The sequence below is a fragment of the Marinilactibacillus piezotolerans genome (genome assembly GCF_900114235.1).
GTDB lineage: Bacteria > Bacillota > Bacilli > Lactobacillales > Carnobacteriaceae_A > Marinilactibacillus > Marinilactibacillus piezotolerans.
In genome coordinates, this window is the sequence record NZ_FOSJ01000046.1 from 1 (window position 1) to 17,282 (window position 17,282).

Annotated in this window: 14 protein-coding genes; all 14 read right to left on the bottom strand. The window is 34.5% G+C overall.

The genetic code is table 11. The annotated features are described in order from the left end of the window. Nucleotides 1-194 precede the first annotated feature (194 nt). Nucleotides 195-1,229 (bottom strand): peptidylprolyl isomerase, encoded by a 1,035-nt coding sequence (locus BM212_RS09675; protein WP_072694482.1) that lies wholly within the window; start codon nt 1,227-1,229, stop codon nt 195-197. Between the two features lie 252 nt (nt 1,230-1,481). Beyond that, nucleotides 1,482-2,441 carry a 3'-5' exoribonuclease YhaM family protein gene (locus BM212_RS09680; RefSeq protein ID WP_072694481.1) on the bottom strand — a complete coding sequence of 320 codons (960 nt, stop codon included), beginning with the start codon at nt 2,439-2,441 and terminating at the stop codon, nt 1,482-1,484. A gap of 38 nt (nt 2,442-2,479) precedes the next feature. Beyond that, the gene (locus BM212_RS09685) at nt 2,480-5,278 is read right to left on the bottom strand and encodes an ATP-binding protein (protein WP_177206422.1); all 2,799 of its coding nucleotides are present in this window, start codon (nt 5,276-5,278) and stop codon (nt 2,480-2,482) included. Beyond that, nucleotides 5,268-6,512: a metallophosphoesterase family protein gene (locus BM212_RS09690; protein ID WP_072694479.1), complete on the bottom strand. Its 1,245-nt coding sequence runs from the start codon at nt 6,510-6,512 to the stop codon at nt 5,268-5,270. Before BM212_RS09690 ends, BM212_RS09685 begins: the two co-directional genes overlap by 11 nt. Before the next feature lie 114 nt (nt 6,513-6,626). Continuing rightward, entirely contained in the window at nt 6,627-6,968 is a 342-nt protein-coding gene (locus tag BM212_RS09695; protein WP_072694478.1) for a YlbF/YmcA family competence regulator, read from the bottom strand. Nucleotides 6,969-7,103: 135 nt separating this feature from the next. Next, nucleotides 7,104-9,218, bottom strand: a complete 2,115-nt coding sequence (locus tag BM212_RS09700) for a PBP1A family penicillin-binding protein (RefSeq protein WP_091898300.1) — start codon at nt 9,216-9,218, stop codon at nt 7,104-7,106. A gap of 144 nt (nt 9,219-9,362) precedes the next feature. Next, nucleotides 9,363-10,352, bottom strand: coding sequence for a DHH family phosphoesterase (locus tag BM212_RS09705; protein WP_232226860.1), 990 nt, complete (start codon nt 10,350-10,352; stop codon nt 9,363-9,365). Between the two features lie 28 nt (nt 10,353-10,380). Further along, a complete protein-coding gene (locus BM212_RS09710) occupies nt 10,381-11,685 on the bottom strand; it encodes a DRTGG domain-containing protein (RefSeq protein ID WP_072694476.1) in 1,305 nt (434 codons plus the stop codon). Then, nucleotides 11,669-12,835 carry a DNA polymerase IV gene (gene dinB, locus BM212_RS09715; RefSeq protein WP_072694475.1) on the bottom strand — a complete coding sequence of 389 codons (1,167 nt, stop codon included), beginning with the start codon at nt 12,833-12,835 and terminating at the stop codon, nt 11,669-11,671. The genes BM212_RS09710 and dinB overlap by 17 nt, the downstream gene beginning before the upstream one ends. Before the next feature lie 200 nt (nt 12,836-13,035). After that, nucleotides 13,036-13,320, bottom strand: coding sequence for a post-transcriptional regulator (locus BM212_RS09720; protein ID WP_232226859.1), 285 nt, complete (start codon nt 13,318-13,320; stop codon nt 13,036-13,038). A 38-nt stretch (nt 13,321-13,358) separates the two neighbouring features. Continuing rightward, nucleotides 13,359-13,703: a preprotein translocase subunit YajC gene (gene yajC, locus BM212_RS09725; RefSeq protein WP_072694474.1), complete on the bottom strand. Its 345-nt coding sequence runs from the start codon at nt 13,701-13,703 to the stop codon at nt 13,359-13,361. Between the two features lie 191 nt (nt 13,704-13,894). Then, on the bottom strand, nt 13,895-15,040 hold the full coding sequence (tgt, locus tag BM212_RS09730; RefSeq protein WP_072694473.1) for a tRNA guanosine(34) transglycosylase Tgt: 1,146 nt from the start codon (nt 15,038-15,040) through the stop codon (nt 13,895-13,897). 33 nt (nt 15,041-15,073) lie between these two features. After that, nucleotides 15,074-16,111 (bottom strand): tRNA preQ1(34) S-adenosylmethionine ribosyltransferase-isomerase QueA, encoded by a 1,038-nt coding sequence (gene queA / locus BM212_RS09735; RefSeq protein WP_072694472.1) that lies wholly within the window; start codon nt 16,109-16,111, stop codon nt 15,074-15,076. A gap of 34 nt (nt 16,112-16,145) precedes the next feature. Beyond that, the gene (gene ruvB / locus BM212_RS09740; protein ID WP_091898304.1) at nt 16,146-17,165 is read right to left on the bottom strand and encodes a Holliday junction branch migration DNA helicase RuvB; all 1,020 of its coding nucleotides are present in this window, start codon (nt 17,163-17,165) and stop codon (nt 16,146-16,148) included. Nucleotides 17,166-17,282: the final 117 nt, after the last annotated feature.

A 17,282-nucleotide genomic window follows, 5' to 3' on the forward strand; every position in this document is an offset into this window, starting at 1 on the left:
GTTTCCTTCCATCACATTTAGAACAGCTTCTAAACGTTCATCTAGGGTATGCTTCGTTATTCTTTTAGACATCAAAAAAACTCCCTTTATAGTGTCAGAGAATTTTTATTATTTCTCTGTCTACTATAAAGGGAGCATATCAAACTGAGGCTGCTCTCTTTTTATATTACATAGTTGATCAGTATTAAAAATGCCTACTCAGCATCTTCAGTATCTTCGTCTGTACTGCTTTCTGTGTTTTCATCTTCACTACTTTCTGAATCTGTAGAATCTTCAGATTCAGTTGTATCTTCTGTGTCTGTAGTATCTTCTGTTGTTTCGTCTTCAGCTGGTGTTTCCGTTTCTGCAGGTTCCATATATGCGCTCATTGCACCGCTTAAGTCATCATCAGCAATCTGTATATTAGCATCCGCTACTAAATCAGAAATCACTTCTAAAATATAGTCTTGGTCAGCCATTTTTTCTTCTACTAATGTATCGATAACATTATCACGTTCTTCTTCAAGGGTTCCTTTTTCACCAGCTTCAATCAGCTTGATTACGTGATAACCATAATCAGATTGTACAGGTTCTTGAGTAATATCTCCTTCGTTCTCTAAAGCCATTGCTGCTTCTTCGAATTCTGGAACAGTTTGACCAGGAACTAATTCCATTTCACCATTAGTTGAAACAGTTGCTGTATCAGTAGAATATTCTTGGACTAGTTCTCCAAAATCAGCACCATCATTCAATTGCTGAATAATGTCTTTTGCTGTATCTTCCTCGTCTACTAGAATATGTGCCACAGTACTTCCCGGAGAATAATTGTCATAAGCTTCCTGGATTTCTTCATCAGAAAAATCAGCATGCTCTTTAATAGCTGTTTCAACTAAAAGGGATGTACGGATTGTTTCTTTCAAATCATCTGCACTCATCCCCTGAGATGTCAGCATTTCTTCAAATGTCTCTACTCCGCCATACTGCTCGGCTTCAACTTCAAACTCTGCATCTACATCTTCTTCTGTGACTTGATCGCCATAAGCGTTCTCTAAAACATCTTCTAACAACATTTGCTGAAGAATTTGTTCTCCATAAGTCTGTCCAGTTTGAGTCGTTTCATTTTTCATACGTTCATAAAATTCATCTTGTCTAATTCTGCCATTTTCAGTTGAAGCAACTTCCGGGCTACTAGAGCAACTTGCCAATAGTAATCCTGAAAAAGCCATTGTAGCAATTAACCATTTTTTCATATATTCCTTACACATCCTAATTCTTTAAGTTTTATAATCAACAGTCAACAATTCATCTAGTCAATCAGGATATTGTCTGATTCTGATTTGTCATTTACTTATTGATCAACCATACTTTGAATAATATACCATAGCATTGACGAATTTTAAACCTTACTAACGATTAAAATACTAAGTTTCATTAAAACAACATGAAAATCTACATAATGTACCTAAAGATGAATATTTTAAGAAGAAAATAAGATGATATGATTATAAGGATAAATCGGATAAATTTGATTTATAAAATGAACGATTTTCCATAGCCCAGATTCGATCTGAAAAAGATCCTTTTTCTGTTTTATTCATAGCAGATTGCATCATATTAAGTCTAGCATCGATCTGATCGATATAGTACAATACCTCTGCTTCTGGTACTTGAGGTCGTACAGGAGATCCATATTCGTATTCTCCATGATGAGCTAAAACCATATGTTTCAGTAAAATGACATCTTCATTAGTCTCATCAATTTTTAGTTGCTGGCAAGCTTTAGAAATTTCTTCATGAACAATAACGATATGCCCAATCAGTTTTCCTTCTAGAGTATATTCAGTTGCTGTAGGTCCTGTAAGTTCAATAACTTTACCTATATCATGCAGAATCAGTCCTGAGAACAATAAAGACTGATCTAAAAATTTATACTGATCCGTAATTGATCTCGCAATCCCCAACATGGAAATTGTATGAAAAGCCAGTCCGCCTAGAAAAGCATGATGATTAGTTTTTGCAGCTGGACTTTGGAAGAAATCTTTCTGATATTTATTCATGACATGTCGAACAATTCGATTCATATTTGCATTCGTAATATCAAAAATCGTTTTATTGAATTGTTCAATCATTTTCTCCTTTTTTATAGGAGCTCTTTCTACATATAGCTCAGGATTTGCGGGTTCTCCATCAGCGGCTAAGCGAATAGAATTAATTCTCAGCTGTGGACTTCCTTTATACTCTTCTCTTTTTCCACTTACTTTTACTACCGTACCAGCTCGAAACATTTTAATATCTTCTTCTGATGCGTCCCAGAAGTTTGCTGACATTTCTCCACTTGTGTCCTGAAAAGTGAATGCTAAATACGGCTTCCCGTTTCTTGTAGTTTTCTCTTCGGCTGATTTTATCAGTAAAAAAAGATTAGCTGTTTCATCCATATGATATTCATATAGCTTTTTCTCCATAAAACTCTTCCTCTCTTAATATGAGATTTTTAATATAACTATTTCGTTAAGAATGTGATTTGATTTTCATCTAAGTTTTCATAAGAAGTGCTGTCAAAAGAAAAGTAAATAATTTGTGTCTTTTTACTGATTTCCTTTAATAGCAGGTACATTCTGGCTCTTCTATTTCTATCAAGATTAACGAATCCATCATCTATCAGGAGTGGCATTCGAATTACATCTTGTATATTAGCTATAAATGCTAAACGCAACACAACATATAATGGTTCTGAAGTACCTCTTGACAGCTCTTCAGCTTTCAAATAATTACCGTCTTGAGTTAGAACAAATACTGTTTCGTTATCAATAACTATTTTTTTATAGGCATCATTAGTTAAATAGCTAAAATAACGTTCAGCATCTTTTATCGTATCTGGAAAACGATCTTTTCTTGCATATTTTAATGTTCTTTCGATCATATACGAAGCTAGGCGTTTTGAAACCCATTCATTAACTAATTCCTGAAGCCGACTCTTTTCATTCTCGAATTCTTGCAGCAATATGGTATATTCTCCACCCTCTTCTAGCTTTTTGATGTGTATTTCTAACTCGATTTTTTGTTCTGTCTGCATTTTAACTTTTGATTTGATTTCATTAATTTTTTCTTGCAATTGTATCTTACTACCTTTTATCTCTTCTTTTGAAAGTGCAAGCTTTTCTATTGATTTTGCAGAAATTTGTTCTTTAAGGACTTTCAGTTTTTCTTCTTTTTCATTCTTTTGTTTTAATATACCATATAAATGTCTGAAAACATCCTCTGAATCTGCACCAGCTTTTTTTAATAAGTTTTGTTTTTTGATCAAACATTCTTTTTCAGTTTCAACTAACTGATTAAGTGACCTTCTAACTTCCTGGCTTTCAATTATATATTGCTGCAATTGATTTTTTTCTTCTTTCACTCTACTATAATAGTTTTTAAATCGATTAATTTTTTGTTCTGGTGTATCATCTTCTGAAAACAGACTTTCTATTTTTCTGAATTGTTTCATTTTAAAATGGATATTATTTTCTAATACAAGCGCTTCTTCCTGCAGCTTTCGCAGTTGCCTTTGCTGTTCTCTTAATATAATCATTCTATCTTCATATTCTAGGGCATTTACTAATTCGATAGATTCATTGATCTGTTTTTGTTCTTTGAAAGTAATCCATTGATCCAATATATTCTTTTCTCTATACTGTAATGCATTTCTTTTGTCTTGATCAGACCGTTTTTCTCCTTCAAGTTTATCGATATTAAAAAGATATTGTCGCCATTGTCTACGCACTTCTTTTTGTTCTATATACTCTTCATATGATGAAAATTCTTGAATTTTTTTCTGCTTCTTATTTCTTTTAAGTAAAAAGCTAATCAAACTAATAACAATAATAATCCCTGATCCATAACTAATCCAAGGCATAAACAAGTTTGATACAGCTGTGACTATTAATACTACTATCGAAATACTTATAAAACTGATTTCTATAATTGCATTATGCTTATTCTTCTGATTTTCTTTTGTCTTTTTATGAAAATCTTCTTCTTTACGAAAGTTTTCATTTGACCATAACAACTTTTCAAGTTGGTCAATATTTTCTTCTAAAGATTCCTTTTTATATTCAGCTTGAATCTGAGAATCATTTAATGTTTTCATTACTCGTTCTACTTCTTTAAATTCTTCTTGCCATTGGGCAACCTGATTACGTTCATTATCTGTTAAAGGTAATGATATTTCTTCGTTTTCTTCTAATCCTTCTTGTATTTTTTCTTTAGCAATATTTTGCTCTACTTGTTCAGCCTCTTTATCGGTAAAAGTTTTTTCTCTAATCATGTCACTAATAGACTCTATTTGAACAGCTAAAAAATCTATATTTTTTTCATCATCCTGATACATTATCAATTCATTTGAAGGTTCATATTCTTTTTGAAATTCTTTCATTGTGTCTTGAAGTTTATAAATTTCTTCCCTGATTTCTTCAATTTGTTTATTTAAATGATTTAATTCATATAGACCATTTTCAGATAGATCAGAAGTATCTAACTGTTCGATATCCTTTTCCAGCTGATTAATTTCTAAAATAATTTCCCAATTTTGTTCAACTTGACGAAGATTCTCAATTTTTTTTTGAAATTTGCTTTTATCTGCCTCGTTCTGCTCAATTTCTTTTGAAACACTTTCTACTTTTTGTAGTAAACCTAAATACTGAGCATTTTTACTTTTAGCCTCTTCCATAGCAGCTTTCTTAGCTTCTATTTGTTTAAGAGCCTGGTTTATTTCTGGAATCCGTCCAGTCGGTTTATACAACTGATTTGCTTGCTGTTGGAGTTGATCTGATCGCTTTAGAAATTGTTCAGTACCCAATGCACCAGCACTTAAAAAATATCTGCTCAATTGAGCTTTTGTCATTTCTTCGACCCGTTCAATCCCTTTCAAGTGGAAAGAAAAAATAGACTGATACAAATTGCGATCAATTCCATAAATAATTTTATGTAAAAGATCATCCGAACCTGTTGATCCATCTTCCATCAGGACTTTAACATCTCCAGTCGATTTGCCTTGTACTCTTTCAATACTAATTTCTCCAAATCTCTCATCTTCAATGATGATTTTTCCACCATAACGACTGCTATCTTTTGGTTCATATCTCAATAAAGCACTATGGCGAGTAGGAAACCCGAATAAGATACTATGGATAAAGGACATTAATGTTGATTTTCCAGCTTCATTCTTTCCATAAATCACATGATATTCTGGAGAAAATTCAAAAGTTTTGTCTACCCATTTTCCATAACCATAAATCGTTAAGGCTTTAATCTTCACTATTCTCTACTCCTTTAGTATCTGAAATCATCTGTAATTCTAAAATTGCTTTTTTTATCATTTCTTGCCTATAAAACTCTGTTCTTTCCTGCATTAAATATGCAGATTTGGATTGTTCAAAAAAATCAGCAGTCAATTCATTGAAAACTTTATCTTCTGATACCTCAGCAAGCACTTTCCCCCAAGCTTCTGGAAACAAAGTGTTAATATCTAATCGTTCATCTTGATCAGCTACTGGCGTCACTTTATACTCTGTTATCCATAAAAATTCTTTATCATTTAAGTGTTGGTGAATTTCAATAAACTGATTTTGTGTGATTTTATTAAGAAAAGATTCTGTGCTCTCTTTAGAAACCAGAACATCAAGAGTAACTAAATAACTATATTTATTTTCTCTTGTTGGAAGAGATTCTTGGATCAACTTATAATATGCATCTACCGTTCTGATTTTTGTGGCATCTATATTAACTTTCTGCCATATTATAGGAGCACTGGGAAAGAATTTGATTTCGGCAGAAGTATGAACATTCAATTCGACTAACAAAAATCCTTTTTCTCCAGATTCTTTTTTATTTCTGCCTTGTAAATTACCTGGATAATAAGCAGGCGGAAAATCCGAAATTTTCTCTCCAGTATGAATATGTCCTAATGCCCAGTAATCATATTTTTTCTTTCTTAACTCATTAACTGTAAAAGGAGCATAATGAGCATGTTCGCTTCTTTGACCTTCTTGAAATCCATGTAGTAATCCAATATGAAAATCTACTTGGTTATATCTTGTTGGATATTGATTAATCATTCTTTCTGTTATCCAACGTTTGTCATAACTGAAACCAGATAGAGCAATGACTGTACCATCATTAGTTGTTAACTCAACAGTTTCAACAGATGTACCAAATGTAGTTACATTAGCTGGTAAAGTAATATGGAGTGTTTCATCTCCAGCAAAGTCATGGTTTCCATGAATGATATATACAGGTATATTCTGTTTTTCGAGTCGTTCCATTTCTTGTTTAAATTGAACTTGAGCTTTTACACTTCTATCTTCTAAATCATAAATGTCCCCAGAAAATAAAACAAAATCTACTTGATTATGTATGGCTGAATAAACCAAATTTGATAATGACTGGAATGTAGATTGCTGAATAGATTTCATAATTTTTTCAGGTATATCCTTCAATCCTGAAAAAGGACTATCTAAATGTAAATCAGCAGCATGTATAAACCGAACCATTTTATCTCTCCTATCTTTTTAAAAAACTCGGGTACGTATGTTCTTTTTGAAATGAACGAAAAGGACTCACTACTTCAGCAAGTCCTTTTCAAGTGTATCGTTTTTAAACGCAGCTTACTGATATAACTCGCGTACTGGTTTTAAAACAACTTGGTTAATATCATCTATCATTTGACCAACTTGTTTTTCAGCCTCTAATAATCCTGAGATTGTTTCATTCTGACCAATTTTCCCAGAAATCTCTTGTGCATGCTGCGCTTCTTCTTCAGTAATCTCTTGACCGCTCATTTGCTTTTGTTGTAATACTTGTTGAACACTTCTGAATTCTTCAAAAATCTTACTTGCTTCTTCATCATTTTTTACTGCTGTGAATGCTTCTTGCAGTTTGACAAATTGTTCCGTTTCTCTAATTTCTCTTTCTAATTGATTAGCCGTGTCATAAATGTTGACAGACATAGTCTCATCCCTTCATTTTAACCAGTGAACCCACACTGGTTACTTTATAATACTTAGTTTATCATGAATCCGTATTCCTTACTAGTCTTAATCATTATGCTGCTAAAAGCCTAGTACCTCTACTTATAAATTTACTTACTCTACAGAGTTCTTGAAAAAATCTATAACTTTATCTGCTCCGTCTAATAAATAATTCGTTCCTTTACGAATGACTTCTTTAGTATCTTTGAACCCCTTGTTTACTTGTTCTAATAAATCTTGACCACTTTCTGTATCCGCTACTTCCATATCAATATCTTCGACTGTAAAAGCAGTTTGCTGTGTATATGGTAAAATGTGTTCCAGTTCTGATTTCATGACCATTCCGACGCCTTGTGAACTGTTATCCAAAAGATAATGATCATCTGTTGTACGATCAAACCCCATCCAACTGGTCAACACGATATCAGGTGTCATCCCCACAATCCATTGATCCGTCGCTCCGGTCCCACTGCTAGTTTGAGTCGTTCCCGTTTTACCAGCAACTTGATAACCACTAGGTTGATTATTTTTTGCTGTACCAGAAGAATAGACATTCAGTAACATTCTATTCATATCTTCTGCTACCTCTTCAGACATAACACGTTTGGTTTTAGGATTACGATTATCTACAATAATCGCTCCAGTCGCATCCACAATTCTCGATATGAAATGAGGTTCTGTATAGACCCCCTTATTAGCAAATGCTGCATACGCACTCGCTATTTCCAGCGGTGAGACTCCTTTGTCCATACCACCTAAAGCAATTGCACCTAAATGATTATCTTCATCAGTAACAGTTAGGCCAAAATCTTCTAATTTTTTAATTCCTTTATTTATACCGATCTCATTTAAAAGCCAAACGGTTGGCGCATTTAAACTATTTGCCAGTGCTTCATACATAGGTACTTCACCAGAATAAGTACCTGATAAATTTTCAGGCTGATAGTTTGTCTCCCCATAAGACGTCAATTCGTCTTGTAAAAGCGAGTCTATTTCGTAATCACTTTCCAATGCAGGAACATAAACACCTAAAGGTTTAATCACCGATCCCGGTTGCCGTTTCATTTGCGTAGCGCGATTATATCCTCTGAAAGTATATTCCCCGCGTCCTCCAATTACAGCATTGACTCCTCCGTTTTCTGGATCAATTGCTATCGATGCACTTTGTACGATTGTACCATCTGAAGCGTTCTGAAACAGATAATCGTTAGCATAAACAGCATCCATTTGCTGCTGATAATCTTGATCTAAATTTGTATAAATTGTATATCCATTATTCAATAGATCTTCTTCCGGTATATCATACTGATAAACTGCTTCATTAATGACAGCATCGAAGTAATATGGATAGCGATATTCATCATCATCAATATACCCATCCGATACAGTTAGTTCTGTCTGCTGAGTCGTCTCTGCCTCTTGCTCTGAAATAGTCTCCGTATCAACCATCAAATTCAATACAACGTTCCGACGTTCAATAGCGCTATCATAGTGATCAATCGGGTTATAGTTAGATGGGGCTTTTAACATAGCCGCGATTGTTGCTGCTTCTGCAAGGGTAACTTCTGATGCTGATTTGCCAAAATATTTATGTGAAGCATCTTCTACTCCCCAAACGCCATTTCCAAAATAAGAATTATTCAAATACATTTCAAGTATATCTTCTTTTGTGTAATGCTTTTCGATTTCGATTGCTAAAAATAATTCCCGCAGTTTTCTCATAATTGTCTGATTAGATGATAAATAAGCATTTTTTGCTAGTTGTTGTGTAATGGTACTTCCCCCACCAGAAATGCCTCCACTCGTTACAAATCCCAGCGCTGCACGTCCGATACCTATCAAATCATACCCGCGATGTTGATAGAATCGCTGATCTTCAGTTGATGTAACAGCATTTTGTATATCTGAGGATATATTCTCCAGTTCAACAAATGTTCCTTTTTGGTCATATAACGTACCTGCCTCTTCTTCTTGATTGTCGATTATTTTAGTGGTTTGTTCTAATCCAGCACGAAGAGAATCAACGTTTGCAGTTTTAGCTAGGTATGCCAAATACACGCTGAACAACAAAGCAACCGTTAATCCGAACAGCAGAATACTTTTGGTCAGATGATACTTTTTCCAAGTACGACGGAATTGTATAAAAAATCGATTAAGGACAGGCTTCAACCATATCCAAAAAGCTTTGATCCATTTCTTTAAAAAATATTTGATTGTTTTCATTTTCATTATTTTTCCCTCAATATCTTTGCGAACAAAGAAGTCATTTAGTTACCTATCACGTAGGTAAAAGTACATATATCTCGAATTCATTGTGTACTTATATCTATCGTATCAAACAAATTCTATAAATGACTCAGACTAAGGTATGATTTACTGTTTTGGTGGTACCCAGTTTTTAGAGATCTGTTTCATTTTATTCAAGATTTGTTCAATTTCTTTTTCATCTTGTGCGTTCGCTCCGCTAGCCAGTGGATGCCCGCCTCCATCATGCTGTTTTGCTATTTCATTAATAACAGGACCTTTTGAACGTAGACGACATCGGTAATGTTTGTCGGTTTGCTGTACAAATACACCCCATGATTTAACGCCTTGAATTGAACCTGGAAGAGATACAATTCCATTTGTATCTTTATCCTCAATATTTAAATGGTTTAATGTTTGTTGGGAAATGATAATATGCCCTACGCCTTCTTCAGATACAGAAAAGTTCTCCAGTACATATCCCATTAATTTAGCAACTGGGGGTTTGATCACATTCATCTGATTATTTAAAGCATTCGCAGAAAAGGGAAATTTCATTAATTCAGCACTAACCTGCATTGTATAACTGGAAGTTGCTTCATATAAAAAACGATTCGTATCCCCAACAATACCTCCATAGAGTAATCTTGCTGCTTCTGTGTTTATTTTTAATTCATCAGGGAAAGTCAACCATAGATCAGCGATCATTTCACTACAGCTGCTAGCTTCTGTGTTTACCCATTCGCTATCGCCATACGAATCATCTAAAGGGTGATGATCGATTTTTATCCATTTTTTCCCTAAAGAATAATTTTTATCATCAATCCTTTTGACATTTGCTGTGTCTGTAACAATAACTAGGGCATTTTCATAATCTTCTTTTGCTGGTGGAGTCATTTCTGAAAGAAATGACAGATCTCCAGTGCTTGAACCGGCTGTAAACACTCGCTTACCTGGAAAAGTGTTCTTGATTATTTCAGCTAGTCCACACTGAGATCCAATTGCATCAGGATCTGGTCTTTCATGACGATGAATAATAATTGTATCCCATTTTTTTATAATCTCTAAAATTTCTTTTTTTATTTCTCTATCTTTTATATTTGCTGTTTGTAAGCTCACAATATTTTCCTCTCGATTTTAATTATTCTCAGTGTTTTTGTAATAATTGGCAAATAACGAATGCTTTGGCAGCTAATCCATTTTCTGAATAAACTTCAATATCCAATCTTGCAGAACGCCTGCTTTTGTCAAAAATTTTAGGTTTTATGGTCAGATCACTACCAATTTGAATTAAATTTAGATAATGCAGCTGAATTTGTTCGACTACTAGATTTCTCTTATTTTGATTAGATAACATTAAATACGCTGTTTCATTAATAATTTCGCTCAATACTCCGAAAGATATTGTACCCATTCCATTTGTCATTTGAGGTGTTACATTAAATGTATATTCTTCATCAGCTACTTCTTTAATTAATTGATTAATCTGATCTGCTATAGTTTCTCCTGTCTGTGGCTGACGCTGTTGTGTCTGCATAGCTTTCATGATATCTTGACGAGAAACGATACCTAATAACTTCATTTCATCTGAAACTACAGGCATGACTTCGAGTCCATCCCAGATCATTGTATGTGAAATACTAGCTACACTCATGTGAGTAGTGGTATAAGCTGGTTCTCTTGTCATAACTCGCTTGATTAGCATAGAATCTTCTTTTCCAATAATATCTTTAGCTGTAACAATTCCAACTAAACGATTATTCGGTCCTACAACTGGAAAACGTGTATGCTGGCTGCTTTGATTAGCAATACGATAATCAAAAATCGTGTCCTCAACTGTTAAGTAATCTGTCTGTTCCAACCTAGTATAGATGGAATCAATCAGCATAATCTCTTTTTTAATCAATTGGTCGGTCATAGCTCGATTGATCATAGATCCAACGGTGAAAGTGTCATACGAAGTCGTCATAACTGGAAGGGCTAGTTCATCTGATAATGTTATAATATCTTGATCAGCTCTAAAGCCGCCTGTTATCAAAACTGCTGCACCATTTTCTAAAGATAACTTCTGTGCAGATTCTCTATTTCCAATGATCATAAGAGACTCTTCTGTAATGTAACGTAACATTGCATCTTCTTTCATGGCTCCTATAATAAATTTATTCAAAGTTTTATTGAGACCAGATTCTCCACCTAGTAATTCCCCATCGATAATCTTTAGAATTTCTTCAAATGTCAGATTCTCAATATTTGCTTCATTTTTAGTTTCAATACGAATCGTACCAACTCTTTGGATTGTAGTAACTAACCCAATATTCTCAGCTTCCTTGATTGCCCTATATGCAGTTCCTTCACTTACACTTAATTCTTTTGCAATCAGTCTAACAGATAATTTATCTCCAATAGGAAGTGATTCAATAAATGCTAATATCTGCTCATGTTTTGTTGACATCTGAGTTATCCTTCTTATCCATTTTATTTTGTTTAATCCATAAAGGTAAAGGAATATTTTCAAAGAGTAAAGAATCTAAATTTGTGACAGTAATACCAAGTAAGCGAATTCCTTTAGTCAATGATCCCTCTTCTTCAAAAATCCTTAGCGCTATAACAAACAGTTCATCTGAATCTTGAATATAGTTTGGAAAAGTTTTTCGTCTGGTAAATGTACTGAAATCATTATATCTGATTTTTAACACAACTGTTTTCCCATGTTTCTGATTTTTCTTTAATGCAGCAAAAGTAAGATTAGCGATTTGCCGTAAAGATTGTGTAACTTCCTCTTCTGATTGCAGATCATCTAAAAATGTCTTTTCTTTTCCAACAGATTTCCGGATTCTATCTGATTCCACAACACTATCATCGATTCCGCGGACTTTCCTATAAAGAGAATGTCCCATTTTCCCAAAATGCTCAACCAGTTCCATTTCGGGTTTGTTATAGAGATCATCACCTTTAAATATACCTAATTCATGCATCTTCTCCACAGACTTCTTTCCTACGCCATAATATTTTTCAATAGGTAACTGCTTCAAAAAGTCTTGTGCATCTTCAGGAGGAATTACAGTTATACCGGATGGTTTTTTAAAGTCTGAAGCTAATTTTGCAAGAAATTTATTATATGAAACTCCTGCTGAGCAAGTTAGCCGTAGTTCGTCATAGATTTCTCTTTGTATTCTTTGAGCAATCAATGTTGCACTATTTAAATTGATTTTATTTTCTGTAATGTCCAAATAAGCTTCGTCTAATGATAATGGTTGAATCAAGTCAGTGTATCGTTTGAAAATAGCTCTGATATCTCGAGAAATTGATCGATATAATTCAAAATTTCCTGAAACAAAGATACCCTCCGGGCATAATTCATATGCTTTTTGAGCACTCATTGCAGAATGAATCCCATACTTGCGCGCTTCATAGCTGGCAGTTGCAACTACTCCTCTACCGCCATTTTCTTTGGGATGTCTTGCTATGATGACAGGTTTCCCTCTTAGTGAAGGGTTTTCTCTAATCTCAACCGATGCATAAAAGGCATCCATATCTATATGAATGATTTTTCTAGAAATATCTCTTTTGGGTTCTTCAAATGTCAGAATTCCATATTTCATCTAATCACCTCTCTAACAATACAACTTTCTTAACTGATCATAAGATTGCTTATTATAATTTTATCGTTTAATTTATAAGTTTCTACTAATTATTATACTAGAAACATAAAGAAATGACGAACTACTTCCGTAAGGAACTCTTACATATCTCATTATACAAATAATAAAAGCAAGGAATGCGTAGGCATTCCTTGCTTTTATTACTTACCTAATATGTCGTTGAGTTCCATTTCATCTAATGAAGATACGTTATAAATCTGTGCTTCAAGTGAAGCAAAATTAAAGTAATCATTCACCTTGATTTCCATTATTGCCTTAACTTCTTCATGGTATCTTTCTGGGCGAGCGTGCTTCCACAAAAAAGTATTACAATACTTCCATAAGTCTTCAACCGTAACTTGATCATATCCATTTTTCAAAAACTCTTCTTGCTTCATTCTCAGCCAAGTCTCGTAATTAAAAAAAGCTTGTGTTTGATAGCCCAAAAAGATACCCTCCTTTGTTGATTAACTATTCAATTATTTTATTCTTCTTCACTGCTTGAATCAGGTGTATTTGTTCCTAATTCTTCCGTAGTCGTTGTGTTGTTAGAAACTGTCTCTGCTTTAGTAACAATACGTGCTATCGCACGTCGTTCAAAAGTTAGATAGATTCCTTCACAGTCAAGAACAACCGTTTTGTCATCTGCTGAGACTTCATCGATTACTCCATGAAGCCCACCAATTGTTACAACTGAATCCCCTTTTTGTAAAGAATTCAACATATTCTGTGCTTCTTTAGCACGTTTCTGCTGCGGTCTGACCATTAAAAAATAAGCGATACCTATGATAAACGCAAAAGGTAAAACTGTTCCAAATATTGCTTCCATTTTATTTTCCTCCATTATATCATTTCTATATTCGAGACAACTTAACTAGATTAGAATCTTCACTGAGTTAAAATCGAGTAACATTGATATCTTTCACTAGTTTATCTCATGTGTCTTTTAAGTGACTGTCCAATGACACTTATTACCTTATCAGATTTTGTAAGCGAATGCTACAAAAGATTGACGCGATTCTAAAAGTTTTTTGGATTAGGTTTATTATATCCGTATTCTTCAAAGAAGCTTTCTTTAAACTCTAATAAGTTATCTTCTCTAATTGCCTGGCGGACTTTTTTCATAAGATCAAGTAAAAAGTATAAGTTATGATAACTCGTTAAGCGAAGTCCAAACGTTTCGTCTGATTTAATTAAATGACGAATATAAGCTCTAGAATAGTTTCTACATGTATAGCAGTTGCAATTCTCATCCAGAGGTCTATAGTCTCTAGCATATTCAGCATTTTTTATGACAACTCTACCTTTGCTCGTCATCGTTGTTCCGTTACGTGCGATTCGAGTTGGAAGTACACAATCAAACATATCAATTCCTCTTATCACACCTTCGATCAAAGCATCCGGCGTTCCTACACCCATTAAGTATCTCGGTTTATTTTCAGGCAATAGAGGTGTAGTGAAATCCAGTACTCTATACATTTCTTTTTTTGGTTCTCCTACAGATAAGCCGCCAATCGAATACCCCGGAAAATCCATACTCACAAGATCTTTAGCAGATTGTTTTCTTAGATCTTCGAACCCAGCTCCTTGTACAATTCCAAATAACCCTTGTTTATTCAGTTTTTCATGTGCTTTCAAACCACGTTCGGCCCATCTTGATGTTCTTTCGACAGACTTTTTAACATAGTCGTAGCTTTCATCGAATGGAGGGCACTCATCAAAGCTCATCATGATATCAGAGCCTAGTTTGTTCTGGATCTGAATCGCTTTTTCCGGAGACAAAAACAATTTGGATCCATCCAGATGACTTCTAAAATGTACCCCTTCTTCTTTGATATCTCTCATATCTGACAACGAGAAGACTTGGAATCCTCCCGAATCAGTTAAAATCCCTCTGTCCCAATTCATAAATTCGTGTAACCCACCAGCTTCATCAACAATATCTTCACCGGGACGTAGCCATAGATGATACGTATTACTTAAAATAATGCCCGCACCCATTTCTTCAAGTTCTTCAGGAGCCATTGTTTTCACACTAGCTAATGTTCCTACTGGCATAAACATCGGTGTTTCAAATGTTCCATGGGGTGTTTCAATTTTACCTAATCTGGCACCCGTGTGTTTTTCTTTCTTTTCTAAATGATACTTTACTGGATGATCTATCATTGCAATCCTCAATTTCTATCAATTAATATTTGATTATTTTTTTAAAAACATAGCATCCCCAAAACTAAAGAAGCGATACTGTTCTTCTACTGCATGATTATAAGCTTCTAAAACAAATTCCCTTCCCGCAAATGCACTGACTAACATAATTAAAGTAGATTTGGGCAGATGGAAATTAGTTAAAAATGCATCCACAACTTTGAAGTTATAGCCTGGCGAAATAAAAATATCTGTCCAGCCACTATCTGCTTCAAGTTTGCCATCGAATTTTGTACCAATTGTCTCAAGGGTTCTTATGGATGTTGTTCCAACAGCAACAATTTTCCCATTATTTTCCCGGGTTTTATTTAACACTTGAGCTGCCTCTTCTGTTAATTGGTAAAACTCTTCATGCATCTTATGTTCTTCTAAGTTATCTACGTTTACCGGGCGGAATGTCCCAAGTCCAACATGCAAAGTCAGAAAAACAATTTGAACTCCTTTACTTTTCAATTTCGCCAATATATCTTGTGTAAAATGAAGTCCAGCAGTAGGGGCTGCTGCTGATCCATTTTCTTTTGCATATACAGTCTGATAGCGATCAGGGTCATCAAGTCTTTCTTTGATATAAGGAGGTAAAGGCATTTCACCTAAAGATTCTAATGTTTCCAGAAAAATTCCTTCATAGTCGAATTCTATTATTCTACCACCATGATCCAGTTCTTCCAGTACAGTTCCTATTAACCTGCCATCACCAAATTTGATTTTTGATCCTGCTTTTACTTTCTTTGCAGGTTTAGCAAGTGTTTCCCACTGATCTCCATCTATATTTTTCAAGAGTAACAATTCGATATGGGCACCCGTTTCCACTTTTTCTCCATGGAGTCTTGCAGGCAAAACTCGTGTATTGTTCATTACTAATGCATCCCCAGCATTAAGTTCATCCACAATATTTTCAAATTGTTTATCTTTTACTGATTGTCTAGTTTTAGACAAGACCATCATTCTTGAAGATGATCGATCTTTTAGTGGTGTCTGAGCAATCAATTCTTCTGGAAGATTAAAATCAAAATCGTCTGTTACTAATGTCACTATTCTCTCTCCTCTTTATCCATAAAAAAATATATTAATTCACCTTATTCTCATTCAAAGGAATATTGAAATGCTGATAAGCTTTCGCTGTTGCCACTCTGCCTCTGGGGGTGCGTTGGATAAATCCTTCTTTCAAAAGAAATGGTTCAACCATATCTTCAATCGTATCCATTTCTTCCCCAATATTGGCAGACAAGGTGTTCAAACCTACTGGACCGCCATTATAAATTTCAATCATTGTTTTTAGTAATTTCTGATCGACTATATCTAATCCTTGGTGATCAACGCGGAGTAAATCAAGTGCTTTAGAAGCAATCTGTTCTGTGACGACTCCTTCACCAATAACTTCTGCATAATCACGTACTCTTTTAAGTAAGCGATTCGCAATTCTAGGAGTTCCTCTAGACCTTCTGGCAACCTCAATAGCTCCAGTCTGATCAGTTTTAGTCTGCAAAACATCAGAGGTTCTTTCTACAATCTCTTTTAGATCAGACACAGTGTAATATTCCATATGTGATAATATACCGAAACGATCTCTTAATGGAGCCGATAGATTTCCTGCTCTAGTCGTAGCACCAATCAATGTAAATGGTGGCAAAGGAAAGTGAACAGGATGAGCCGTTTCTCCCTGACCAATAATAATATCAATAAAATAATCTTCCATTGCCGAATACAGCATTTCTTCAACCACTCTAGGCAGACGATGAATCTCATCTATAAATAAAATGCCTCCTGGTTCTAAATCATTCAGTAAAGCAACTAGATCTCCTGGTTTTTCAATAGCAGGTCCACTTGTTGTACGAATCGTCGTATTCATTTCATTTGCAATCACCATCGCCATAGTTGTTTTCCCTAGTCCTGGCGGTCCATATAGTAGTACATGATCTAAGGCTTCTTCTCTATTTTTTGCAGCTTCTATATAAATCATCAGTTCATTTTTTATCTTATCCTGCCCAATATACTGATCAAAATATTGAGGTCTTAAAGTTTTTTCCAGAGACATCTCTGTCTCATTCATAATTTCTTCTGAACTCATTCTATTTTCATTCTCCATTCTTCCACCTCCATTACTTTTCTAGTAATTACCAATTTTTTTGTTTTTTCGTGTTGTTTTAATGCAACTATCGTTGCTCTATCAATTAAAATACAAAAAGGCACCTCTTCCCCCCCT